At 72.4% G+C, this 23,814-nt stretch carries 21 protein-coding genes; 14 read left to right on the top strand and 7 right to left on the bottom strand.

All coding sequences use genetic code 11. The features are described 5' to 3' along the window. Positions 1–210 precede the first annotated feature (210 nt). Positions 211–828: a DUF4126 domain-containing protein gene (locus DKL51_RS09910; RefSeq protein ID WP_109946906.1), complete on the bottom strand. Its 618-nt coding sequence runs from the start codon at positions 826–828 to the stop codon at positions 211–213. 71 nt (positions 829–899) lie between these two features. On the opposite strand from DKL51_RS09910, the gene nucS reads away from it, so the two are divergent. Beyond that, positions 900–1,559 (top strand): endonuclease NucS, encoded by a 660-nt coding sequence (gene nucS / locus DKL51_RS09915; protein WP_109946905.1) that lies wholly within the window; start codon positions 900–902, stop codon positions 1,557–1,559. A 21-nt stretch (positions 1,560–1,580) separates the two neighbouring features. Here the strand turns inward: nucS and DKL51_RS09920 are convergent, their stop codons facing one another. Further along, complete coding sequence (locus DKL51_RS09920) at positions 1,581–3,083, bottom strand: aldehyde dehydrogenase family protein (RefSeq protein WP_109946890.1); 1,503 nt, start codon at positions 3,081–3,083, stop codon at positions 1,581–1,583. A 249-nt stretch (positions 3,084–3,332) separates the two neighbouring features. On the opposite strand from DKL51_RS09920, the gene DKL51_RS09925 reads away from it, so the two are divergent. From DKL51_RS09925 to DKL51_RS09960, 8 genes are all read left to right on the top strand, one after another. Next, positions 3,333–3,800 (top strand): FHA domain-containing protein, encoded by a 468-nt coding sequence (locus tag DKL51_RS09925; RefSeq protein ID WP_109946889.1) that lies wholly within the window; start codon positions 3,333–3,335, stop codon positions 3,798–3,800. Between the two features lie 86 nt (positions 3,801–3,886). After that, positions 3,887–4,951, top strand: a complete 1,065-nt coding sequence (locus DKL51_RS09930) for an alpha/beta hydrolase (protein WP_109946888.1) — start codon at positions 3,887–3,889, stop codon at positions 4,949–4,951. 139 nt (positions 4,952–5,090) lie between these two features. After that, positions 5,091–6,881, top strand: a complete 1,791-nt coding sequence (locus DKL51_RS09935) for a 3-hydroxyacyl-CoA dehydrogenase family protein (RefSeq protein ID WP_109946887.1) — start codon at positions 5,091–5,093, stop codon at positions 6,879–6,881. Between the two features lie 465 nt (positions 6,882–7,346). Further along, positions 7,347–7,589, top strand: a complete 243-nt coding sequence (locus tag DKL51_RS09940; protein ID WP_109946886.1) for a hypothetical protein — start codon at positions 7,347–7,349, stop codon at positions 7,587–7,589. Between the two features lie 105 nt (positions 7,590–7,694). Further along, the gene (locus DKL51_RS09945) at positions 7,695–8,189 is read left to right on the top strand and encodes a SigE family RNA polymerase sigma factor (RefSeq protein WP_109946885.1); all 495 of its coding nucleotides are present in this window, start codon (positions 7,695–7,697) and stop codon (positions 8,187–8,189) included. Further along, positions 8,186–9,247 (top strand): hypothetical protein, encoded by a 1,062-nt coding sequence (locus DKL51_RS09950; RefSeq protein WP_109946884.1) that lies wholly within the window; start codon positions 8,186–8,188, stop codon positions 9,245–9,247. The genes DKL51_RS09945 and DKL51_RS09950 overlap by 4 nt, the downstream gene beginning before the upstream one ends. A gap of 69 nt (positions 9,248–9,316) precedes the next feature. Further along, positions 9,317–9,643 carry an Rv1322 family protein gene (locus DKL51_RS09955; protein ID WP_243422632.1) on the top strand — a complete coding sequence of 109 codons (327 nt, stop codon included), beginning with the start codon at positions 9,317–9,319 and terminating at the stop codon, positions 9,641–9,643. Positions 9,644–9,709: 66 nt separating this feature from the next. Then, entirely contained in the window at positions 9,710–10,519 is an 810-nt protein-coding gene (locus DKL51_RS09960) for an alpha/beta hydrolase (RefSeq protein WP_109946882.1), read from the top strand. A gap of 3 nt (positions 10,520–10,522) precedes the next feature. Here DKL51_RS09960 and DKL51_RS09965 read toward each other — a convergent pair whose 3' ends face one another. From DKL51_RS09965 to mce, 5 genes are all read right to left on the bottom strand, one after another. Beyond that, on the bottom strand, positions 10,523–11,620 hold the full coding sequence (locus tag DKL51_RS09965; protein WP_109946904.1) for an AI-2E family transporter: 1,098 nt from the start codon (positions 11,618–11,620) through the stop codon (positions 10,523–10,525). Positions 11,621–12,202: 582 nt separating this feature from the next. Next, the gene (locus tag DKL51_RS09970; RefSeq protein WP_109946881.1) at positions 12,203–14,359 is read right to left on the bottom strand and encodes a hypothetical protein; all 2,157 of its coding nucleotides are present in this window, start codon (positions 14,357–14,359) and stop codon (positions 12,203–12,205) included. Positions 14,360–14,527: 168 nt separating this feature from the next. After that, entirely contained in the window at positions 14,528–15,772 is a 1,245-nt protein-coding gene (locus tag DKL51_RS09975; protein WP_109946880.1) for a DivIVA domain-containing protein, read from the bottom strand. Positions 15,773–16,064: 292 nt separating this feature from the next. Next, complete coding sequence (ccrA, locus tag DKL51_RS09980) at positions 16,065–17,420, bottom strand: crotonyl-CoA carboxylase/reductase (RefSeq protein WP_109946903.1); 1,356 nt, start codon at positions 17,418–17,420, stop codon at positions 16,065–16,067. 329 nt (positions 17,421–17,749) lie between these two features. Beyond that, positions 17,750–18,226: a methylmalonyl-CoA epimerase gene (mce, locus tag DKL51_RS09985; RefSeq protein WP_109946879.1), complete on the bottom strand. Its 477-nt coding sequence runs from the start codon at positions 18,224–18,226 to the stop codon at positions 17,750–17,752. Positions 18,227–18,290: 64 nt separating this feature from the next. Here mce and DKL51_RS09990 point away from each other — a divergent pair, with 64 nt between their 5' ends. The 5 genes from DKL51_RS09990 to icmA all read left to right on the top strand — a co-directional run bounded on the left by DKL51_RS09990 (position 18,291) and on the right by icmA (position 23,692). Next, on the top strand, positions 18,291–19,490 hold the full coding sequence (locus DKL51_RS09990; protein ID WP_109946878.1) for an acetyl-CoA C-acetyltransferase: 1,200 nt from the start codon (positions 18,291–18,293) through the stop codon (positions 19,488–19,490). After that, on the top strand, positions 19,487–20,491 hold the full coding sequence (meaB, locus tag DKL51_RS09995; protein ID WP_109946877.1) for a methylmalonyl Co-A mutase-associated GTPase MeaB: 1,005 nt from the start codon (positions 19,487–19,489) through the stop codon (positions 20,489–20,491). The genes DKL51_RS09990 and meaB overlap by 4 nt, the downstream gene beginning before the upstream one ends. An 82-nt stretch (positions 20,492–20,573) precedes the next feature. Then, complete coding sequence (locus DKL51_RS10000; protein ID WP_109946876.1) at positions 20,574–21,413, top strand: hypothetical protein; 840 nt, start codon at positions 20,574–20,576, stop codon at positions 21,411–21,413. Between the two features lie 83 nt (positions 21,414–21,496). Continuing rightward, positions 21,497–21,907, top strand: a complete 411-nt coding sequence (locus DKL51_RS10005; RefSeq protein ID WP_109946875.1) for an Asp23/Gls24 family envelope stress response protein — start codon at positions 21,497–21,499, stop codon at positions 21,905–21,907. A gap of 96 nt (positions 21,908–22,003) precedes the next feature. Beyond that, positions 22,004–23,692 (top strand): coenzyme B12-dependent isobutyryl-CoA mutase large subunit, encoded by a 1,689-nt coding sequence (gene icmA / locus DKL51_RS10010; RefSeq protein WP_124811988.1) that lies wholly within the window; start codon positions 22,004–22,006, stop codon positions 23,690–23,692. Positions 23,693–23,814 lie beyond the last annotated feature (122 nt).

Consider the following 23,814-nt stretch of genomic DNA (forward strand, 5'->3'; position numbering starts at 1 on the left):
CGGACCTACCGCGACCGCCGCATCCAACAAGGCCTCAGCACCACCGAAACCATGAGATGCCTCAAGCGCTACATCGCCCGAGAGATCTACACCCTGCTGACCGCTTGACGGACCATAGGAGCATCCGCCCGGAGCCGGTCGCGGTGGCCCCAGTCCCCAACCGCAAGCCGATGGCTCAGGTCCGCAGCACGACCACGGAAGGAAAGGAACTCAGACCCGGAACCCAGCCGCCCGAGCAGCCGCCCGCTCGCGCCGGCGGTCCTTGCGGCGGCGCAGGAACCAGAAGAGGAAGGCCACCAGCCCGAGCAGGAACACCAGCACCAGCACCGGAAGCAGGATCGCCACCACCGACATCACCGCGCTGGTCGCGTCCTCGGCGGTGCTGGCCACCGGGGCGCCGAAGCCGGCCGTCGTCGCGTTGATGACCGGCCGGGCGGCGGACTTGAGGAGGTGCACGCCGAGCGCGATCAGGACGCCGGTCACCACCGGCACCCACTGATGCGTGGAGAAGAAGGTGTCCGGGTCGCTGACGGTGACGGTCTCCGAGGTGGACCCGGCGCCGAAGGCCAGGCCGCCGGCGGTGGGCCGGACGACGGTCTGCACCACGTCGTTGACGTGGTCGACCACCGGGACCTTGTCGGCGACCACCTCGACGGCGAGCAGCACGGCGAGGATCAGGATCACCCAGCCGTTGCCCAGCCACTGCCAGCCGCTGGGCAGGTCGACCAGATCGGTGTAGCGCGCCAGCAGACCCATGAGGAGCAGAGGGATGTAGGCGTTCAGGCCGGCCGAGGCGGCGAGGCCGGAACCGGTGAGGACTTCGAGCACCATCTCAATATCCCACCGGTACGCCAGTGGCGCGCGGCGGCGACCGCCGGGGCCTCGGCTACCCTCGTCGGGTGCGGTTGGTCATTGCGAAGTGCTCGGTGGACTACGTTGGACGGCTCTCGGCCCACCTGCCGCCGGCCACCCGGTTGCTCATGGTGAAGGCGGACGGCTCGGTGTCGATCCATGCGGACGACCGGGCGTACAAGCCGTTGAACTGGATGAGCCCGCCCTGCCGGTTGGAGGAGGCCCCCGGCGTCTGGCGGGTGGTCAACAAGGCCGGCGAGGAGCTGCGGATCAACCTGGAGGAGATCTTCCAGGACACGTCGTACGAGCTGGGTGTCGACCCGGGGCTGCGCAAGGACGGCGTGGAGGCGCACCTGCAGGAGCTGCTGGCCGCGAACCCGCAGACGCTCGGAGAGGGCTTCACGCTGGTCCGCCGGGAGTACATGACCGCGATCGGCCCGGTCGACCTGCTCTGCCGGGACGCCAAGCAGGGCGCGGTCGCGGTGGAGGTGAAGCGGCGCGGCGAGATCGACGGCGTGGAGCAGCTCACCCGCTACCTCGAACTGATGAACCGCGATCCGCTGCTCGCCCCGGTCACCGGCGTCTTCGCCGCGCAGGAGATCAAGCCGCAGGCGCGGGTGCTCGCCACCGACCGGGGCATCCGCTGCGTGGTGGTCGACTACGACAAGCTGCGCGGTATCGAGCGGGACGAGCTGACGCTGTTCTGAGCGGGCCGCCGCCGCAGGCGGTCAGCGGCTCCGGCCGTACATCAGCTTGGCGGCCTTGACCAGGCGGGCGACGTCCGCCGGGGTGCGCTCGAAGGTCATCGACGGCAGCAGCGAGCGGGCCCGGCGACGGGTGATGGACTTGGCCCGACCGAACTCGCGCAGCCCGTCCTCGCCGTGAATCCGGCCGAAGCCGGAGTCGCCGACGCCGCCGAACGGCAGCGTGGACATCCCGGCAAAGGTGAGCGTCGAGTTGACCGCCGCCATCCCGGAGCGCAGCCGCCGCGCGACCGCGAGCGCCCGCTTACGGCCGAAGACCGAACCACCCAGGCCGTACGACAGGGCGTTGGCCCGCTCGACGGCCTCATCGACGTCGCGGACCCGGGTGACGGTCAGCGTCGGGCCGAAGGTCTCCTCGCGTACGGCGACCGAGTCCTCGGGGACATCCACCAGCACGGTCGGGTGCACGTACGGCGGCTGCACCGCCTCGGGGCCGCCGAGCACCGCCTTGCCGCCGCGCGCGACGGCGTCGTCGATGTGCCGGCGGATGACGTCGAGCTGGGCCGGCATGGTGATCGGGCCGATGTCGGCACCGTCCGGGCCGACGGTCAACCGGCCGGCCCGGCTGACCACCTTGTCCACGAAGGTGTCGAAGACCTGGTCGACGGCGTAAACGCGTTCGATGCCGATGCAGGTCTGCCCGGCGTTGGTCAGCGCGCCCCACACGCACGCCTCGGCGGCGGCGTCCAGGTCGGCGTCCGCGTCCACGATCATCGCGTCCTTGCCGCCCGCCTCCACCAGCACCGGGGTCAGCGACTCGGCGCAGGCGGCCATCACCTTCTTCGCCGTGGCGGTGGAGCCGGTGAAGGCCACCTTGCCCACGCCGGACCGGCACAGCGCGGCGCCCACGTCGCCGAGGCCGTGCACCGCGGTGAGGACCGGGTGCTCGGGCACCACCTCGGCGAACCGGTCGACCAGCCACTGCCCGACGGCCGGGGTGTACTCGCTGGGCTTGAAGACCACCGCGTTCCCGGCCGCCAGGGCGTACGCGGCGGAGCCGATCGGGGTGAAGACGGGGTAGTTCCACGGGCCGATCACGCCGATCACCCCGTACGGCTGGTACTCAAGGTGGCCGGTGAACTCGGCGAGGATCAGCCGGGTGCGTACCCGCCGGGGGCCCAGCACCCGCCGGGCATTGCGGGCTGCCCAGTCGACATGCTCGATCGCGGTGAGGATCTCGACGACGCCGTCGCCGACGGGCTTGCCGCCCTCGGTGTGCACCAGCTCGGCCAGCTCCTCGATCCGGCGGGCGAGCAGGCTGCGCCAGCGCAGCAGCCGCTCCCGGCGGCCGGTGAAGCCGAGCCCGGCCCACCACTCGCCGGCGGCGCGGGCCCGGGCGACCGCCTGGTCGACATCCTCCGCGGTTGCCACCGGGAACCGCCCGGCCTCCGCCCCCGTCGCCGGGCTCGTCGACACGAGCCGACCGTCCTCGACAACCGGGGTACCCGGGACATGCACAGCCGTCATGGCCGAAGTCTAGACCCGGGCGTTACCCACCGGTAGGGCCCGCGACCGGCCGGAACCGGGGCGGGCGGCGAGCCCCGGTCGATGTTTCGACCGACGGATGCCGACGGCGGTTGAGCCCGGAGCGCCCGCCGAATCGGCGAACCGGAGTTGACCACCCGGTGTCGCTGGGGTAACCACCCGGTGGTGGGAGGGACTACGGTGAGGTGGCAGGCTGACGCCGCGGGGCGATGGTGGGGTGGAGGACTGTCCATGCAGGATCATCCGGAACTGATGCCGCTGTTGACGGTGGCGGGCGGACCGATGCGAGGGGTGAGCTTCCGCGTCGGCCGCCAGGCCCAGGTCATCGGACGGGCAGCGACCGCCGAGCTGATGCTCGACGATCCACACCTGAGCCGTCGACACGCGGCGGTCCGGCTCACCGACGAGGGGGTGTCGTTGGTGGACCTCGGCTCGACCAACGGGACCTGGGTGAACGACCGCCGGATCATCGGCACCGAGCAGCTCACCGACGGCGACGTCATCCGCATCGGGCGTACCGAGCTGCGGTTCTTCGATCCCGGGGTGGCCCGGACCGACCCGGTCGGGCTGAGCTTCGCCGCTCCGCGCCGGGACCACCACCGGCCCACCCTGCCGCTGCCCATCGGGACTCCGCCGGATCAGCGGCGCGCGGTGGAAGCGTGGGGCGGCGAGGTGGGTGTGCTGCCCGGCGGCCGCTGACGCCGGGGCCGCACACATCGACGGCCGTCCGGTCATGGGGCGCGGGCACATGGACCCGTCCGCTCGCTGATGGCAGCATCCGCGGGATGGAGAGCGCGCAGCACACCGTCTCGGCGAACGGCATCACCCAGGCGGTCCGGGTGGCAGGGCCGCCGGACGGCGCACCGGTGCTGCTGATCCACGGCAACGTCTCCTCGTCCGCCTTCTGGGAGCCGCTGATCCGCCGACTGCCGGCGACGCTCCGGGTCGTGGCACCCGACCTGCGCGGGTACGGCGACTCGCAGACCGCCCCGGTGGACGGGACCCGTGGGCTGGGCGACTTCGCCGACGACGTGGCCGCCCTGCTCGACGTCTCGGGGCTCTTCACCGCCGGCGCGCGGCCGGTCGTGGTGGCGCACTCGCTCGGCGGGGGCGTGGCGATGCGGCTGCTGGTCGACCACCCGGAGCGGGTGGCGGGCCTGCTGCTGGAGGCGCCGGTCTCGCCGTACGGCTTCGGCGGCACCCGGGACCTCGCCGGCACCCCGACCACACCGGACTTCGCCGGCACCGGGGGCGGCACCGCGAACGCCGACTTCGTCGCCCGGCTGGCCGCGAAGGACCGCGGCGAGGACGGACCGACCAGCCCGCGCACCGTGCTCCGCACCACCTACGTCGCCGACCCGGCCTCGCTCGGTGCGGACGAGGAGCTGCTGCTGGACAGCATGCTCACCACGGCCACCGGGGACGACAACTACCCGGGCACCGCGGTCGCCTCGCCGCACTGGCCGGGGACCGCGGCGGGGGAGCCGGGCGTGCTCAACGCGCTCGCGCCGGCCCACTTCCGGATCGCCGACGACCTGGTCTCGGTCGCGGCCAAGCCGCCGATCACCTGGGTACGCGGCGACGCCGACGTGATCGTCTCGGACACCTCGCTCTTCGACCTGGCGTACCTGGGGTCGCTCGGGACGGTGCCCGGCTGGCCGGGAGAGGCGGACTGCCCGCCGCAGCCGATGGTCGGGCAGACGCGGGCCGTGCTCGAGCGGTACGCGGCGGCCGGCGGGACGTACCAGGAGGTGGTACTGCCGGGTTGCGGGCACAGCCCGCACCTGGAGCGCCCGGCGGAGTTCGTCGCCGAGCTGCTTGCCCTGGTGGGCACCCCGGCGGAGGTCTGAGCCGGGCGGCCTCACCGGCCGGCCAGCGGTCGTGAAATATCCCACGGCGCCTCGACAACCGAACGTCACGTGGCAGACTCGCGCGCATAACCTTAGTGGCCGTTCAAGTCGGCCGTGCGGAGCATTGGGGAGGCCGGTCGTGGCGCGCGAGTTCACCAGCGTCGGTGTGGTGGGGCTGGGCACCATGGGTGCCGGCATCGTCGAGGTCTTCGCCAGGAACGGCATCGACGTCGTGGCCGTCGAGATCTCCGAGGCCGCCCTGGAGCGCGGCCGGGCCACCCTCACCGGCTCCACCGACCGGGCCGTGGCCCGGGGCAAGCTCGCCGAGGCGGACCGGGACGCGCTGCTGGCCCGGGTCAACTTCCAGGTCGGGCTGGACGCGCTGCACTCGGTGGACCTGGTCGTCGAGGCCGTCCCCGAGCACCTCGACCTCAAGCAGCGGATCTTCGCCAAGCTCGACCGGGTCTGCAAGCCCGAGGCGATCCTGGCCACGAACACCTCCTCGCTGAGCGTCACCGAGATCTCGGTCGCCACCACCCGGCCCAATCAGGTCATCGGCATCCACTTCTTCAACCCGGCCCCGGTGATGAAGCTGGTCGAGGTGGTCCGCACGGTGGTCACCTCCGCCGACGTGGTCGCCGACGTGGAGGCGCTCTGCGAGCGGCTCGGCAAGGTCGACGTCACCATCAGCGACCGGGCCGGCTTCATCGCCAACGCGCTGCTCTTCGGCTACCTCAACCACGCCGTCGGCATGTTCGAGGCGCACTACGCCACCCGCGAGGACATCGACGCCGCGATGAAGCTCGGCTGCGGTCTGCCGATGGGCCCGCTCGCGCTGATGGACCTGATCGGCCTGGACACCGCGTACGAGATCCTGGACACCATGTACCGGCGCGGCGGCCGCGACCGCCGGCACGCCCCGGTACCGCTGATCAAGCAGATGGTCACCGCCGGGCTGCTCGGCCGGAAGTCCGGCCGCGGCTTCTACACCTACGAGCGGCCGGGCTCCCCGGTGGTCGTACCAGACGAGCAGACGCCGGTGGCGACGGAGGCGGCGATCGCCGACGGCGCGCGGGCCATCGCCAAGGTCGGCGTGGTCGGCTCCGGGACCATGGCCACCGGCATCATCGAGGTCTTCGCCAAGGCCGGCTACGAGGTCATCTCGGTGACCCGGGGCGCGGAGAAGTCCGCCAAGGTCTGCGAGGCGGTCAAGACCTCGCTGAACAAGGGCGTGGTGCGCGGCAAGCTCAGCGAGGCCGACCGGGACGCCGCGCTCGGCCGGATCACCTGGTCCGCCACCCTGGACCACCTCGCCGACGTCGACCTGGTGGTCGAGGCGGTGGTCGAGGAACTGAGCGTCAAGAAGGCCCTCTTCGCCAGCCTCGACGAGATCTGCAAGCCCGGGGTCGTGCTCGCCACCACCACCTCGTCGCTGCCGGTGATCGACGTGGCGATGGCGACCCAGCGCCCCGCCGACGTGGTGGGCCTGCACTTCTTCAACCCGGCGCCGATCATGCCGCTGGTCGAGGTGGTGCAGACCATCCGTACCTCGGCGGAGACCACCGCCACCGCCCGCGCGGTCTGCGCCAAGCTCGGCAAGACCGGAGTGGTCTGCGGCGACCGGTCCGGCTTCATCGTCAACGCGCTGCTCTTCCCGTACCTGAACGACGCGGTGAAGATGCTGGAGGCCAGCTACTCCACCGCCGACGACATCGACTACGCGATGAAGCTCGGCTGTGGCTACCCGATGGGTCCGTTCGAGCTGCTCGACGTGGTCGGGCTGGACGTGTCGCTGGCCATCCAGCGGGAGCTCTACCTGGAGCTGCGGGAGCCCGGCTTCGCCCCCGCGCCGCTGCTGGAGCACCTGGTCACCGCCGGCTACCTCGGCCGCAAGAGCGGCCGGGGCTTCCGCGACCACACCAAGCGCTGACCCGGTCAACACCTGATCCCGCATACGACGGAGCCCTCGGCCGTAGAGGTGGCTGGGGGTTCCGTGTGCCGGGGGTGGTCGGGTCACCCTCGGCAGTGGTAAGTGCGTAGGTTGTAGATCGCTGTCCGGCCCTGCCCGTCGTCCAGCTCCGAGAGCGTCAGGTCTTCGGGGCGAAAGCTGATCTGGTGCCCCGGGCCGCTACCGCTGTCGATCCAGACCCGTGCCTGTCCATTCTTGGGTAGCTCACGCGGGCCGACCACATTGGCCCCGTGGGTTGGAACTCGGCCACTTCGGTCCCCTTCTCCTGCTCTCATCCCCCGGGTTCCCGACGCTCATACATCCAGTCCAGCACCCGAGGCGATGCCAAATATCACATCTTTGAATTGGCCAAACCTCAAGCCTTTAGATTGGCCAATGTGAGGGATGCATGGATTGGCCTAGCGGTTGACCAGGGACGATGGCCAAGTGGCAGACCTGGAGGCGGCGGTACGGAAGCTCCGCGCGGCGCAAGCTGGCGTGCCCCGTGCGGAGGAGCGGGCCGCCCGGCTCATCTCCGAGGCCCGAGCCCGGGTAGACGCGGCGCGCGCTGAACTGGCCGAGGCGATCCGGGCCGAGGCAGCGGTCGGGACGCGACAGGTCGACATCGTGGCGGCCACCGGCTACTCGCGCGAGCGCATCCGGCAGATCATCCGGGACGGGGAGGAGTGACCGCCTCGGCCCCGGCCCCCGGCCAGCTGTGAGGTCAGGCCATCGGTTTCCCGCCAACCGTTGAGCCGGGTCAACACCGGACGCCGGTGACGGCGTCTTGAGGATGTGACCTTCGAGGAGTACGTCGGCAGCCGCGGCCCGGCCCTGTTGCGCCTGGCCCGGCTGCTCACCGGCGACGAGCACCGGGCCGAGGACCTCACCCAGGACGTGCTGGCCCGCGCGTACGTGCACTGGCGGAAGATCGCCGGGGCCGACCGCCCCGACGTCTACGTGCGCCGGATGCTGGTCAACGCCAACAACTCCTGGTGGCGCCGGCGGTCCAGCCGGGAGCTGGCCGTGCACACCTTCGCCGAGCGCGCCCAGCGGGGCGACCTCGGCGAGGAGGCGGCGGACCGGGACGAGATGTGGCGGCTGATCCACGCCCTGCCCGATCGGCAGCGCGCCGTGCTGGTGCTGCGCTACTACGAGGACCTGGACGACGCCACGATCGCCCAGATCCTCGACTGCTCGCCGGTCACCGTCCGTACCCACGCGATGCGGGCGCTCGCCCACCTTCGGGAGCGCTGCGGCGTTCCGACGACGAACGGGAGCCGGCCGTGACCGACCTCGACCAGCGGATCGCCTCGGTGCTGCGGGAGCGCGCCGAGGGGGAGATCGATTCCCATCGCCTGCTGCACCGCTCCCGGGCCCTCGGGCATCGCCGGCAGCTGCGCCGCCGGGCCGCCGCCGGCACCGCCCTGGCCCTGGTCGGGGTCCTCGGCTTCGTCGGGGTTGCCGGCACGGACCTCGGCGGCCTCTCCGGACGGCTGCCGTGGACCGCAGCCTCGCCGACCGTCGTCGCCGCGCCGGTGCCGCCGCGCGCCGACGGGGTGCCGGGCGCGGCACAGCGTCCCGAGCTGGTCGGGACCGACCCGACCGTGCTGCACCTCGCCGTCGATCCGGCCGCGGCCCGCTACCTGGGCTGGGGCGTCAACGTCATGGGCGTCGAGTCGGTGCGGCTGGACACCCGGGACGGACGGGCCGTCACCGTGGAGCTGGCCCGCTCGCCCGAGCTCTTCCAGGGACTCCGCGTGGAAGGGCTCGACGTCAACGTGCGGGAGGCCGCCCGGCCGGTGTTCGACGGGAGCGTCCGCAGCGTCCCCGGCGATCTCACCACCGGCGGCCTGATGACCTGGTGGCAGCCCGCACCCGGCCTCTACGCTCGGGCCGCTGTGCTCGGCCAGGACCGGGCGGTGCTGGCCCGGGCCGTCGCGGCCGTCCGGTTCGACCAGGCCCGCCGCTGCGCCGCGCCGGTGCGGCTCACCAGCCTGCCCGAGGGGGTCCGACTGGGCGGCTGCTCGGTGGACGTCACCTCCTTCCCGGCGACCGTCAACGTCGACCTCATGCTCTACCGGGGGAGCACCGGAACAATGTCGGTCCGCTACCGGTACGCCAACCAGATCGCCGGCCTGCGCAGCGACAGCAACCGGACGGTCGGCGGCCGGCCCGCCTACCGCTACCCACAGGAGGACACCCTCGAGCTGCTCGGCATCCCGAAGACGCACCTCACCGCCGAGTTCGGCTGGCCCGGAAAGGGGTTCACCGAGGCCGACGCGACGACCGTGCTGGCCGGGGCGACGGTGGCGAAGGACCCGGGCCGCGTGGAAACCTGGCACTGACGGGAGGGCTGCCCGCCGGACACGCCCGACTCCGGCCGGTCCGGCCGGCGGCCCGTACGCTTGGTGACCGTGAGCCCCCGTCGCAACCGCCCCCGCCGGGACGAGACCACGCAGCTGGATTCCGAGCGGGTACGCCAGGGCGTGCCGACCGTCCAGCAGTGGCGCGACGGCGACTGGCAGGTACGCGGGATCAGCGGCGGGGCGTCGGTCAAGACGTACCGCTGTCCGGGCTGCGACCAGGAGATCCGCCCCGGGGTGGCGCACCTGGTGGCGTGGCCGGCGGACGACCGGGGCGACCTGACCGACCGGCGGCACTGGCACAGCGGCTGCTGGCGGGCCCGGGACCGGCGCGGTCCGATCGTCCAGCGCGGCCGCAGCGCCCCCCGCTACGGCTGAGCGATCTGGATCACGCTGTTTCCGCCCCGCCGAGCGGGGCCGGCGGTGGCGCGCAAGACTGGGACGGTGAGCACACCGATCCGTGCGTCCTCCATCCTGCCCGGGCGCCGCGAGGACATCGAGCTGCACACCGCCGACGGTCTGCGCCTGGTCGGTGAGCTGGCCCTGCCGCTGGACCGGGAGCCGGCCGCCACGCTGGTCTGCCTGCACCCGCTGCCCACCCACGGCGGGATGATGGACAGCCACGTGTTCCGCAAGGCCGCCTGGCGGCTGCCCGCGCTGGCCGATCTGGCCGTGCTCCGGTTCAACACCCGGGGCACCAGCAGCGTGCGGGGCACCAGCGAGGGCGCCTTCGACAACGCGGTGGGCGAACGCTTCGACGTGGCCGCCGCCATCGAGCACGCCGAGTTCCACGAGCTGCCGAACATCTGGCTGGTCGGTTGGTCGTTCGGCACCGACCTGGTGCTCAAGTACGGCTGCGACCCGGCGGTCGCCGGCGCGATCCTGCTCTCCCCGCCGCTGCGCTACTCCGCGCCGGAGGACCTCGCGGTCTGGGCGGAGTCGGGCAAGCCGCTGGTCGCCCTGGTGCCGGAGTTCGACGACTACCTGCGGCCGGAGGAGGCCCGGGAGCGGTTCGCCGCGGTGCCGCAGGCCGAGGTGCTCGGGGTACCGGGCGCGAAGCACCTGTGGGTCGGCGACGCGGAGACCGTGCTCGACGAGATCGTCCGGCGGGTCAACCCGGCGGTGCCGACGCCCCTGCCGACCACCTGGGACGGCCCGGTGGAGACCGGCGACGTCAGCGCGTACGCGGACCGGACCGTGGCCTCCTTCGCGGACACCCCGGTCCCCGGCCCGGAGCAGCGCCGGGCCGGCTGACGGTCAGCGGGACTCCTGTCGGGGGAGGACCACCTCGCGGAGGATGAGCTGGAGGGCGGCGACCGTCGGGATCGCGATCAGCGCCCCGACCACCCCCATCAGCGACACCCCGAGCAGCGCGGCGAGCAGCGCGGCGACCTCGTTGACCGCCACCGACCGGCGCATGATCTTCGGGTAGATGAGGTAGTTCTCCACCTGCTGGTAGATCACGAAGAAGGCCAGGCAGGCGATGCCGACCGGCAGGTCGGTGGCGAACCCGACGAGGGCCACGATGACCGCGCCCAGGGTGGCCCCGATCTGCGGGATCAGGTCGGTCACCGCGACCACCACGGCCAGCGCGAACGGGTACGGCAGCCGCACCGCGAGGGCGAAGACGAAGGTGCTCGCTCCGGCCAGCACCGCGATGGTGAGCGCCCCGACCATGTACGCGCCGACCTTCGTCAGGATCTCGTCTCCGATCAGCTGCACCCGTTCCCGGCGCGAGCGGGGCACCAGCGCGTACCCGAGGCTCCGCAGCTTGTCGAAGTAGGCCAGGAAGTAGATGGTCAGCACCAGCACGGTGAGCATCCGGAAGATGGTGCCGAAGATCAGTTGGGCGCCGCCGAGCACGCCGCCGAGGGCTCGGGCCAGATTGTCCGCGCTCGCGGCCGACCGCATCCGGTCCACGAGGCCGTACCGCTCGACCAGGTCGTTGACCGTCGGGTTGCGGCGCAGCTCCTCGACGTAGTGGGGTAGCTGGTCGACGAACTCCCCGGACTGGCTCACCACCGGCGGCACCAGCGCCAGCACACCACCGACGATGAGCAGCACCACGGTCAGCGCGACCACCGCCACCGCCAGTCCGTGCGACAACCCCCAGCCGCGCAGCCGGACCACCGCCGGGTGCAGGCCCACGGCGAGGAAGAGCGCGATGACCACCAGCACGAGGATGCCGGCGGCGTTGCGCAGGCCCAGGAAGACCGCGTACGCCAGGAGCACGCCGAGCGCCCCGGTGAAGCCGACCAGAAAGCTGCTGCGCCGCAGCGGCCTCCCCGGCGTGCCGAACCGTCCACTGGGCTCGAACTCGGTGGGATCCGACTCGTCCGCAGGGGCGGCTGCCACGCTGGTCGTGCCGGTGCCGTCGGGACGACCCGACGGGCGGCCGGCCCGCCCGGTCGCCGGTGCGACGGCATCGGCCCGTCGGGGCGTCGGAACAGCCGGATCGCCGCTCGTCGTGGAGCTGCCGGCGTCCGTGGGACGCTCGGCGCTGCGCTCCGCCGGGTCGGTCGAGTCGTCCGCTGGACGCAGCGCGTCGAGGGGGTGGTCGTCCTCGGGGCGCAGCGCGTCCAGCGGGTGGTCGTCGTCCTGCGGTCGGGCGCTGCCCGACGGCCCGTCCTGCGACACCCGACCTCCCCGGATCCCGCTCCGGCGGACGCGGCCGGAGACGCCTCAGGGACCGTACGGCAAACCGACCGCCGCCGGCATGCCGTCAGCCCCTGCCCGGCAGGTTAGCGGCCGGGGAGTGCCGCGGCCAGCCCTCGACGGCGCGGCCCGGGCGTGGGGAGTGGCGGCTCCGGCGCCCGGGAGTCGGGAGTGCCGGCCTGGCCCGGGCTTGGGGTTTGCCGGCCTGGCCCGGGCGTTGGCAGTGGCGGCCCGGCCCGGGCGTGGGGAGTGCCGACTCCCGCGAAGGACGCCGGACCCGGGTCAGTCGGGCTCGACGGTGACGGTGCTCGGCTTGGCGGTGCGCTCGTCGGTGGTCGGCTTGGTCGGCCGCTTGCCGCTCTCGCCGGTGCTGGTGATCTTCGTCGGGGTGGCGCCCCGGCCGCCCTCACCGGGCACCGCAGCCACGGTGGGCTCGCCGTCCACCCCGGCGCTGGCCTCGCCGCCGTCCACCGTGGTCACCGTCTCGGCCACCGGACGGGCCTTCGCCTCCCCGGCGTCGCCGGTCGCCTCCCTGGTCCCGGCCGGAGCCGTCTCCTTGCCCGCAACCGGTTCCTTCGTCCCGGCCTGGGCGGTGCCCTTGGCGGCGACCGGCTCCTTGGGATTGGCCGGCGCCTTGCCGTTGGCCACGGCGGCCGCCGTGCCCTTTGCCGGCGCGGTGGGGCCGGACCCGTTGGGGCCCGGCTTGTCGGCCAGCCGGCCCGGGGCGACCGGGGTGGCCGCGAGGCCGGCCGCCGTCTTCCCCGGGCCCCCCTGGAGCTGGAGCTCGGCCAGCCGCCGCTGGAGCTCGTCGGACTCCTGACGGGACTTCCAGGTCTCCTGGCGCAGGTCGGCCAGCTCCTGCTGGGCCTGCGCGATCTCCAGCATCACCTGGGCGAGCTGCTGCCGGCCGGCCGCGACCTCCTGCTGGGTGGCAGCGAGGTGCTGCTGGGTGGTCGCCAGGTGCTGCTGGGTCGTCGCCGCGTACTCCTCGAACTGACGCCGGGAGGCCGCGACGTGCTCGTCGGCCTTGCGGCGCTTGTCGGCGGCCTCCGCCTCGGCCCGGCGCAGCAGCTCGGTGGTCTCGTCCTCGGCCTGGCGGCGCAGGGTGAGCGCGTCCTGCTCGGCGCTCCGGCGGATCTCGGCCGCGCCCTTCTCGATCTCGTCGCGCCGGGCCGTGTACGCCTTCTCCAGCTCGGTCTGCCGGGCCTTGTGCTGCCGGTCCAGCTCGTCGCGGCGCTTGGCGTGCTCCTGCTCGGCGGCGGCCTGGCGCTGGGCGAACTCCTTGTCGACCGCTTCCCGCCGGGAGTTGACCTCCTTCTCCACCCCGGCTCGCCAGGCGCCCAGCTCCTGCTGCGTCTGCGCCCGGGCCTGCTGCACGTACGCCTCGGTCTCGGTCCGCATCCGCTGGACGTACGCCTCGACCTCGGCCCGGTTGCGCTTGGCGGCCTCGGCGGCCTCGGTGGTCAGCCGGTGCGCCTCCTGCCGGGCCCGGCCGCGGGTCGCCTTCGCCGCCTCCTCCGCGTCGTCGACGATCTGCTTGGCCTCCTGCAGCGCCTTGGCGTGGGTGGCCCGGCTCGCCTCGGTCGCGTTGTCGGTGAGCCGCTTGGCCTCCTGCTGGGCCTTGGCGTGCACCTCCTTGGCCGCGTCGCGCAGCTGGGTGGCCTCCTGCTGGGCCTTGGCCAGCGCCGCCTTGGCCGTCTCCCGGAGCTTCGTCGCCTCCTGCTGGGCGCGGGTGTGGATCTCCTTGGCGGTGTCCCGGAGCTGGGTCGCCTCCTGCTGGGCCTTCGCCAGCGCCTCCTGGGCGCGCTTGCGCAGGGCGGCGACCTCGTCGTCTGCGCTCCTACGCAGCGCGGCGACCTCGTCGTTGGTGGTCTTGCGCAGCGTGGCGACCTCGTCCTTGGCGGTCTTCCGCAGCTTCTCCGCCTCGTCCTTGGCCGCCTTGAGCGCGGCCTGCCCCTCGGCCTTGCGGGCGGCGCTCTGCCGTTCCTCGTCGGCCCGCCGGGCGGACAGGGCGATGTCGAAGTCCTTGAGGGCCTGGGCGGCCTGCTCGCGGGCCTCCTCGATGATGTGTTCGGCGGCCGCGCGGCGCGCCTCGATCTCCTCGTTGGCGGAGGCGACGATGTCGTCCGCCTGCTCCTCGGCGAGGGTGAGGATCTGCTCGACCCGGGGACCGAGATGGCGGAACGAGGCCCGGTCCACGACGCCGATCTCTTTGCGCACCTGGGCGAGGTCGCGTTGCAGCACCTCGACCTGGCCGGCCAGCTTGTGGATCTGCGTGTACGCCTGCTCCCGCTCGGCCGTCAGGGTCGCGATCTCGTGCTCCGCGCGAGCGACGTACCGGTCGACCTGTCGTTTCGCGTAGCCCTTCAGAGCGGACTCGAAGCTCGGCTCCGTGGCCACGTCCCCGCTGAGGGCGAACAGTTCCTCGCCGTGCGACATGCCCCCATCCTCACACGCAACCGGCTCTCCTGGGGCGATACGGACGCCCCTGATGGGAGCTACTTCACGCCGGTGACGGAACGGACGGGAAATGCATGATGGCGCGGGGCGGCACCGGTCACCCGGTGTCACCCCGCGCCGTGGATCATGCCCCGATGCGGGTGGTGCTCAGCTGGTCGACTCGGCGGTGACCCGCCCCTCGGCGCTCTCGGCCTTGGCCGGCTCCGGCTTGGCCGCCGGCACGCCCGGCACGATGCCGGCGAGACCGGAGAGCATCTGCCCGAGCTGGGAGGTGACGGCGTCCTTCTGCCGGGTGAGGTCCTCGACCTCGCGGCGGGCCGCCTGGGTGGTCAGCTCCGCCTCGGTGCGGGCCTCGCTGAGCAGGCGCTGCGCCTCGGCCTTCGCCTCGCCCAGCGTCTTCTCGGCGAGCGCCTTGGCCTTCTCGACCGTCTCGCTGGCGGTGCGCTCGGACTCGACCCGGCGCGTCTCGGCGCGCTGCTCGATCTCCTTGGCCCGCTCCTGCGCGGCCCGGGCCCGCTGCTCGGCCTCGCTGACCAGCTTCTGGGTCTGCGCGACCTGGGCGGCGTGCCGCTCCGACTCCTCGCGCTCGGCCTTCTCCCGCCGCTCCGCGAGCTGCAGCTCCAGGGCCTGCAGGTCCTTGTCGCGCTTGTCCCGCGCGTCGGTGAGCAGCTTGGTCGCCTCGGCGCGCTTCTCCTCGGCCTCCCGCGCGGCCTTCGCCCGCTGCTGGGTGATCTCCCGCTCGGCGGTGGCCCGCAGGGTGGCGACCTCACGCTCGACGGTGGACTTCAGCTCGGCCACCTCGTGCGCGGTGACGGTCCGCAGCTGCTTGGTCTCCCGCTCGGCGTCGGCGCGCAGGGTGTCCGCCTCGCGGCGGGCCTGCACCCGGACCTCCGCGGCCTCCCGCTCGGCGGCGGTCCGGACGCTGCCGGCCTCCCGCTCCGCGGTGGCCTTCATCGCGGCGGCCTCGGCCCGGGCCTTGTCGGTGATCTCGCGGGCCTCGAGGCGGGCGGCGGAGAGGATGCCCTCCGACTCGCGCTTGGCCTCGTTGCGGTGGTCGTTGGCCTGCTCCTCGGCGAGCCGGAGGATCTGCTCGACCCGGGTGCCGAGACCCGAGAGGGTCGGCCGGCTGTTCTCCTCGAGCTGCTTGTTGGTGTCGGCCAGCTTCTGCTCGAGGGAACTCTGGCGCTGCTCGGCCTGGCGGAGCCGCCGCTGCGCGTCGTTCATCCGCTGCTCGGCCTCGGCCCGGGCCTGCTCGGACTGGGTCAGCGCGGCGGTCAGCCGACCGAGGAAGTCATCGACCTGGCCGGTGTTGTAACCGCGCAGGCCAACAGTGAAATCGGGCTGGGAGTTCGCGTTATCGAAGAACGCAAGGGGGGACTGCTGCTGGGGCATTGGGACATACTCGCAGACGCCCCAGGGTGCTTCGCAAGAGCGGTACGGACCTTTCGTGTCCTCATTACATGGTCAACTCCGCCCGGCCGCCGGGACCCGGACCAAACGGCGATCTTGGCAGGTCCCGGGCGGGTCGGGCGTCACCCGAGGTGACCACGAAAAGGGCCGCGGGACGATGCCCGCGACCCTTTGTCAGCCGTACGTCGGTATCACGCGAATGGGGGTCCGACGCCCCGTCTCGAAAGGCAATCGCCGGTCGCCGCAAAGGCCATCCCGGCTTCACCCGGACGGCTCAGTGGCCGCGGAACCGGTTGATCGCCCTTTCGTGCCGGGCCCGCAGCTCGGTGTCCCGGACGCCGAGTCCGTCGCTCGGCGCCAGGCAGCGCACCCCGACCTTGCCCTGGTGCGCGTTGCGGTGCACCTCGTACGCCGCCTGGCCGGTCTGCTCCAGCGGGTACGTCCTCGACACCGTCGGGTGCACCTTGCCGAGCGCGACGAGGCGGTTGGCCTGCCACGCCTCGTGGTAGTTGGCGAAGTGGCTGCCGACGATCCGCTTGAGGTGCATCCAGAGGTAGCGGTTGTCGTACTGGTGCTGGTAGCCGCTGGTGGAGGCGCAGGTGACGATGGTGCCGCCGCGCTTGGCCACGAAGACGCTGGCGCCGAAGGTCTCCCGGCCGGGGTGCTCGAAGACGATGTCCGGGTCCTCGCCGCCGGTCAGCTGCCGGATCCGCTCACCGAACCGGCGCCACTCGTCCTGGTCCTGGGTCTCCTCGTCCTTCCAGAACCGGAAGCCCTCGGCGGCCCGGTCGATGACCAGCTCGGCGCCCATCGACCGGCACAGCTCGGCCTTCTCCGGTGAGGAGACCACGCAGACCGGGATTGCGCCGCCGTTGAGGGCCATCTGGGTGGCGTAGCTGCCCAGGCCGCCGGAGGCGCCCCAGATCAGCACCACGTCCCCCTGCTTCATGTTGGCCCCGTGGTGCGAGACCAGCTGCCGGTACGCGGTGGAGTTGACCAGCCCGGGGCTGGCCGCCTCTTCCCAGGTCAGGTGGCGCGGCTTCGGCATCAGCTGGTTGGCCTTGACCACGGCCAGCTCGGCGAGGCCGCCGAAGTTGGTCTCGAAGCCCCAGATCCGCTGCTGCGGGTCGAGCATGGTGTCGTCGTGGCCGGCCGCGTCCTCCAGCTCCACCGACAGGCAGTGGGCGACCACCTCGTCGCCGGTCTTCCAGCGGGTCACGCCCGGGCCGGTGCGCAGGACCACGCCGGCCGCGTCCGAGCCCACGACGTGGTACGGCAGGTCGTGGCGGCGGGTCAGCTCGGAGAGCCGGCCGTAGCGCTGGAGGAACTTGAACGTCGGCAGCGGCTCGAAGATGCTGGTCCAGACGGTGTTGTAGTTGATCGCGCTGGCCATCACCGCGACCAGCGCCTCGCCCGGGGCGAGTTCCGGGGTGGGCACCTCCTGCAGGTGCAGCGCCTTGCGCGGGTCCTTGTCCCGGGTGGCCATGCCGTCGAACATCCGGGTGTCCTCGGCCCGGACCACCATGCCCCGGTAGGTCTCGGGTACCGGCAGGCCGGCCAGGCCGGCGAGCTCCCGCTCCGGCTGCGCGGAGCCCTCCGCCGCCATGATCGCTTCGAGGATGTCCTGCACGGTGACCTCCCGTTCGTCCGCACCCACACCGGGGCAGGGGTGCTGCCATCGTCGGCGCCGGTGCGACCGACCGCCATGTCGGCAATCGACACATCCGGCACCGGTCGCGCTCCTGTGCTGCCGGACGTTACTGAACGGTAGCTAGGGCCGGAACCCCTGTGTGAAAAACTGCATCCGCCGATGCGTGGAGGTGTTCATGGGAACGCGGAATCGCGCATCGCCGCTCTCCCATCCCATGAATTGCCGCCGGCCCGGAACGGGATGCGCCAGGTCGTGGGGTCCTGGAGCCCGACCCCACGACCTGGCGCAGGCTCGCCGGGCGGCTCGGCTCAGTGGCCGGATGCCGCCGGCTCGACCAGCTCGACCAGGACGCCGCCGGCGTCCTTCGGGTGCACGAAGTTGATCCGGGAGTCGGCGGTGCCGCGCTTCGGGGCCTCGTAGAGCAGCCGGACGCCCCGCTCGCGCAGCGCCGCGCAGGCCGCGTCGATGTCCGTCACCGTGTACGCGACCTGCTGCACGCCGGGCCCGTTACGGTCCAGGAACTTCGCGATCGTCGACTCGGGCGACAGCGGGGCGAGCAGCTGCACGCAGCCGCCCTCGGTGGTCGGGCCGACGGCCAGCATCGCCTCGCGTACGCCCTGCTCGGCGTTGGTCTCGGTGTGCACGCAGCGCATCCCGAAGGTGCGCTGGTAGAAGTCGATCGCGGCGTCCAGGTCGGCCACGGCGATCCCGACGTGGTCGATCCGGCGCAGCCCGATGTCTGTGACGTAGTCCGCAGCGGGCTCGAGGGAGGAGTTCTCTGCCATGGCGCTAGTCTGACCGAACAATCGTTAAGGCGTACAGGTCGGCACCCCCCCTCGGAGGCAGGCAATGGCTTCGGTGATCGTCAGCGGCGCGCGGACCCCGATGGGGCGCCTGCTCGGCAACCTCAAGGACCTCCCGGCGACGAAGCTCGGCGGCGTCGCGATCAAGGCCGCGCTGGAGCGCGCCGGCGTCGCTCCCGAGCAGGTCCAGTACGTGATCATGGGTCAGGTGCTCCAGGCCGGCACCGGTCAGATCCCGGCCCGCCAGGCGGCGGTCGAGGCGGGCATCCCGATGTCCACCCCGGCGCTGACCATCAACAAGGTCTGCCTCTCCGGCCTCGACGCCATCGCCCTCGCCGACCAGCTCATCCGGGCCGGCGAGTTCGACATCGTGGTGGCCGGCGGCATGGAGTCGATGACCAACGCCCCGCACCTCCTGCTCGGCCAGCGCACCGGCTACAAGTACGGCGACGTGACGATCAAGGACCACATGGCCCTCGACGGGCTCACCGACGCCTGGGACTGCTGCTCGATGGGCGAATCGACCGAGCGGCACGGCACCCGGCACGGCATCAGCCGCGAGGAGCAGGACGCCTTCGCCGCGGCCAGCCACCAGCGGGCCGCCGCCGCGCAGAAGAACGGCCACTTCGCCGACGAGATCACCCCGGTGAACATTCCGCAGCGCAAGGGCGACCCGCTGGTGATCAGCGAGGACGAGGGCATTCGGCCGGACACCACCGCCGAGTCGCTCGGCAAGCTCCGCCCGGCCTTCACCAAGGACGGCACCATCACCGCCGGCAGCTCCTCGCCGATCTCCGACGGCGCTGCCGCGGTGGTCGTGATGAGCAAGGCCAAGGCCAAGGAGCTGGGGCTGACCTGGCTCGCCGAGATCGGCGCGCACGGCAACGTGGCCGGCCCGGACAACTCCCTGCACTCGCAGCCGTCGAACGCCATCAACCACGCCCTGAAGAAGGCCGGTCTGGGCGTCGACGACCTCGACCTCATCGAGATCAACGAGGCGTTCGCCGCGGTCGGCATCCAGTCCATGCGCGATCTCGGCATCAGCGCGGACAAGGTCAACGTCAACGGCGGTGCGATCGCGCTCGGCCACCCGATCGGCATGTCCGGCGCCCGGCTGGTGCTCAGCCTGGCGCTGGAACTCAAGCGGCGCGGCGGCGGCACCGGCGCGGCGGCGCTCTGCGGTGGCGGTGGGCAGGGTGACGCGCTGATCATCCACGTTCCGAACGGTGGCGAGACCCAGCAGTGAGCGATGCCGTCGAGAACGCCCCGGTTGCGGCCGCCGGATCGGTGCGCCGCAGCCGGGACGTACCGATGCTGGTCGAGCGGGCCCGCGCGGGTGACCCGCGCGCGGTGGCCCGGCTGATCACCCTGGTCGAGTCGGGCGACGAGGTGCTGCCGCAGGTCGCGGCGGCGCTCGCCCCGTATGCCGGTCAGGCCCAGGTGGTGGGCCTGACCGGGTCGCCGGGCGTGGGGAAGTCGACCACCACCAACGAGCTGGTCCGGGCGCTGCGGGCGCGCGGTCACCGGGTCGGGGTGCTGGCGATCGACCCGTCCAGCCCGTTCACCGGCGGCGCGATCCTCGGCGACCGGGTCCGGATGCAGGACCACGCCACCGACCCGGGCGTCTACATCCGCTCGATGTCCAGCCGGGGCCACCTCGGCGGCCTCTCCGCGGCGACCCCGCAGGCGGTGCGGGTGCTGGAGGGCGCAGGCTGCGACGTGGTGCTGGTGGAGACGGTCGGCGTGGGGCAGGCCGAGGTGGAGGTCGCCTCGCTGGCCGACACCACGCTGGTGCTGCTCGCGCCCGGCATGGGTGACGCGATCCAGGCGGTCAAGGCCGGCATCCTGGAGATCGCCGACATCTTCGTGGTCAACAAGGCCGACCGGGACGGCGCCGACGCCACCGTCCGCGACATCCAGGGCATGATCGCCCTGGGCGAGCGCGGACCGGGGGAGTGGCGGCCGCAGGTGGTGCGGGCGATCGCGGCCCGCGGCGAGGGGATCGACGACATCGCCGCCGCGATCGACAAGCACCGCGGCTGGCTGGAGAAGCACGGCGAGCTGCAGCGCCGCCGGGAGGCCCGGGCCGCCGCCGAGATCGAGGCCATCGCGCTCGGCGTCCTCCGCGACCGGATCGGCTCACTGCGCGACGGTACGGAGCTGCCGACGCTCGCCGCCAAGGTGGCCGAGGGCGCGATCGACCCGTACGCGGCCGCCGACGAACTGCTCGCCCAGCTCGGCTCCTGACCGGCTGCCCCCAGCTGGGGTTGACCGATCGGCCCTGGGGGCACACTGCCACCGACGATCCCGGACGGCGGGCGGTGGCGGCATGGGAGCGGACGACGGCACGGTGGGCCGGGACCGGCCGCCGACGACCTCCCGCTGGTCCGGCCGGCGGCTGCCGCGGTCGGCGCTCCCGGGGACGGTCTTCTTCGCCGTCGCGGCGCCGTGTGGGCTGATCGCCGCGATCGGCGGGGTGGTGGAGCGCGACTTGGTGCTCTTCGTCGGGGGTGCCGTCATCGCCCTCCTCTTCGGCTCCCTGCTCGGGCTCCTCGTGGTCGCGTCGTCCCGGGGCTCCGGCGCAGCACCGACGTTGGCACAATCACCGGGCGGCACCTCGGGGGTGCGGTTCGGTTACTCGACCATCGCGTACTTCTGGTTCACCACGGTGCTGGTGATGTGCGTCGTGGTCGGGCTCATCGTCGCGGTGGCGACGGGGACGTCGGGCAGCGTATTCGGCGGGGTGGTCGGCGTCGTGTTTGCCGGCATGGCGGTGCTGCTCGCCTGGTATCTGGTGGCCCTGCTCCGGCTCGCCCCCGGTGAGCTGCTGCTGTCCCCGGCCGGCATCGCCCACCGCGGCCTGACCAGCCTGTACTCGGTCCCGTGGTCCGCCGTTCAGGCGGTCGAGGCGTGGCGGCTGGGCACCTCGGTGATCGTGGTGAAGGCGGATCCGTCGCCGGAGAGCGTGGTGCGCCGCTACACCGGCCGGTTCGACACCGGGGAGCTGAGGTTCCTGCCCTTCCTGCTCGTCCGCACCTACTGGCTGGCCGCCGACCGGGAAGCGGTGCTGTCCGCGCTGGCCTTCTACCACGCCCATCCCGAGCTGCGGGGCGAGCTGGCAACCCCCGAGGCGGTGCGGCGGATCGCCGAGGGGCGGACCGGGTCCTGACCCGTCCACTCCGGACCCTCTCCGGCTAGTACGCTCTCACCGCCTCGCGGGCGGCGTGAGGCGCTACGAGTGGCGGGGAGACCATGGACGAGGCGACGCAGGAGCTGTCGGTGACGCCGGACGCGGTGGCGGGCGGCACGACACAGGTCTCCGACGAGGTGGTGGAGAAGATCGCGGTGGCCGCCGCCCGGTCCGTGCCCGGGGTCTCCGAGCTCGGCGGGGACGTGGCGCGGTTCTTCAACGCCGTGCTCGACAAGGTCGGACTGGACCAGGTCGGCGACGCCCGGCGGGGCTGCTCGGCGCACGTCACGAACGGCGCGGCGGTGGTCAACCTGGTGCTGGTGATCGAGGGCGGCCGGCCGGTATCCGAGGTGACCGACGCGGTCCGCTCGGCGGTGACCTCGGCGGTCGAGGCGTACGGGCTGCGGGTCGACGAGATCAACATCCGGGTGGACGACGTGGCCCTCGCCGGTCCGGCGGTGCCGTCGACGTGAGTCAGGTTACCGGCCGGTACGAACTTCCTTAGCGATCGTTCAGGCACCCGTTCTACACTCGGTCTTCAGTCGAGGACTCGAGGAGGAGCTCCGCGGATGAACGCCGACGAGATCGCCGCCGGACGGGCGCGCTGGCAGGCCCGCTACGACGCCGCACGCAAGCGGGACGCGGACTTCACCACGCTCTCCGGGATGACCGTGGACCCGGTGTACGGGCCGCCGGAGGGCACCGCGTACCCGGGCTTCGAGCGGATCGGCTGGCCGGGCGAGTTCCCGTACACCCGCGGGCTCTACCCGACCGGCTACCGCGGGCGGACCTGGACCATCCGGCAGTTCGCCGGCTTCGGTAACGCCCAGCAGACCAACGAGCGCTACAAGATGATCCTCGGCGCCGGTGGCGGCGGGCTCTCCGTCGCCTTCGACATGCCGACGCTGATGGGCCGCGACTCGGATGACCCGCAGTCGCTCGGCGAGGTCGGGCACTGCGGCGTGGCCATCGACTCGGCCGCCGACATGGAGGTGCTCTTCGACGGCATCGACCTGGCCGGCGTGACCACCTCGATGACCATCTCCGGCCCGGCCGTCCCGGTCTTCTGCATGTACCTGGTGGCCGCCGAGCGGCAGGGCGCCGACGTGTCCACGCTGGACGGGACGCTGCAGACCGACATCTTCAAGGAGTACATCGCGCAGAAGGAGTGGCTCTTCGACCCCGAGCCGCACCTGCGCCTCATCGGCGACCTGATGGAGTACTGCGCCCGGGAGATCGCGCGCTACAAGCCGCTCTCCGTCTCCGGGTACCACATCCGGGAGGCCGGCTCGACGGCCGCGCAGGAGCTGGCGTACACCCTGGCCGACGGGTTCGGCTACGTCGAGCTCGGCCTCTCCCGCGGCCTGGACGTCAACGTCTTCGCCCCGGGCCTGAGCTTCTTCTTCGACTCCCACGTGGACTTCTTCGAGGAGATCGCCAAGTTCCGGGCCGCCCGCCGGATCTGGGCCCGCTGGCTGCGGGACGTCTACGGCGCCACCAGCGAGAAGGCCCTCTGGCTGCGGTTCCACACGCAGACCGCCGGGGTGTCGCTGACCGCCCAGCAGCCGGTCAACAACGTGGTCCGGACCGCGGTGGAGGCGCTCGCGGCGGTGCTCGGCGGCACCAACTCGCTGCACACCAACGCCCTGGACGAGACCTTGGCGCTGCCCACCGACGAGTCGGCCGAGATCGCCCTGCGGACCCAGCAGGTGCTGATGGAGGAGACCGGGGTGACCAACGTGGCCGACCCGCTCGGCGGCTCGTGGTACGTCGAGGCGCTCACCGACAAGATCGAGGCCGAGGCGGAGGAGATCTTCGCCCGGATCAGGCAGCTCGGCGGCGAGGGGCCGCACAAGATCGGGCCGATGACCTCGGGCATCCTGCGCGGCATCGAGGACGGCTGGTTCACCGGCCACATCGCCGAGTCGGCCTTCGTCTACCAGCAGGCGCTGGAGAAGGGCGAGAAGAAGATCGTCGGGGTGAACTGCCACACCGGCACGGTCGCCAAGGACCTGGAGATCCTGCGCATCTCGCACGAGGTGGAGCTGGAGCAGCGCCGGGTGCTCGCCGAGCGCAAGTCCGCCCGGGACGAGGCCGCGGTGAAGGCCGCCGTCGACCGCATGATCGAGGTCAGCCGTACCGGCGAGAACATGATTTCGGCCATGCTGGACGCGGTCCGCGCCGAGGCCACCCTCGGCGAGATCTGCGACGCCCTCCGCGCCGAGTGGGGCATCTACCGCGAACCCGCCCGCTTCTAACCCGTCCCCCGCACCCCGCGATCTTGCACTTTTGGTGGGTACGAAGCCCCGCGAAAGGTGCAAAGGGCCAACCCGAAGTGCAAGATCGCGGAAGAGGGTCGGGGCGGCGGGGGGACGGGGAG

Source organism: Micromonospora globispora (assembly GCF_003857015.1).
In the GTDB taxonomy this organism is placed as follows: domain Bacteria; phylum Actinomycetota; class Actinomycetes; order Mycobacteriales; family Micromonosporaceae; genus Micromonospora; species Micromonospora globispora.

What these genes read in the sequence shown, in the direction of transcription:
- DKL51_RS09975 (WP_109946880.1), bottom strand. Translation starts at nt 15,772, where the DNA reads ATGCCCCAGCAGCAGTCCCCCCTTGCGTTCTTCGATAACGCGAACTCC.
- DKL51_RS09920 (WP_109946890.1), bottom strand. Translation starts at nt 3,083, where the DNA reads ATGACGGCTGTGCATGTCCCGGGTACCCCGGTTGTCGAGGACGGTCGG.
- icmA (WP_124811988.1), top strand. Translation starts at nt 22,004, where the DNA reads ATGAACGCCGACGAGATCGCCGCCGGACGGGCGCGCTGGCAGGCCCGC.
- DKL51_RS09990 (WP_109946878.1), top strand. Translation starts at nt 18,291, where the DNA reads ATGGCTTCGGTGATCGTCAGCGGCGCGCGGACCCCGATGGGGCGCCTG.
- DKL51_RS10000 (WP_109946876.1), top strand. Translation starts at nt 20,574, where the DNA reads ATGGGAGCGGACGACGGCACGGTGGGCCGGGACCGGCCGCCGACGACC.
- DKL51_RS10005 (WP_109946875.1), top strand. Translation starts at nt 21,497, where the DNA reads ATGGACGAGGCGACGCAGGAGCTGTCGGTGACGCCGGACGCGGTGGCG.
- DKL51_RS09925 (WP_109946889.1), top strand. Translation starts at nt 3,333, where the DNA reads ATGCAGGATCATCCGGAACTGATGCCGCTGTTGACGGTGGCGGGCGGA.
- DKL51_RS09970 (WP_109946881.1), bottom strand. Translation starts at nt 14,359, where the DNA reads ATGTCGCACGGCGAGGAACTGTTCGCCCTCAGCGGGGACGTGGCCACG.
- DKL51_RS09930 (WP_109946888.1), top strand. Translation starts at nt 3,887, where the DNA reads ATGGAGAGCGCGCAGCACACCGTCTCGGCGAACGGCATCACCCAGGCG.
- mce (WP_109946879.1), bottom strand. Translation starts at nt 18,226, where the DNA reads ATGGCAGAGAACTCCTCCCTCGAGCCCGCTGCGGACTACGTCACAGAC.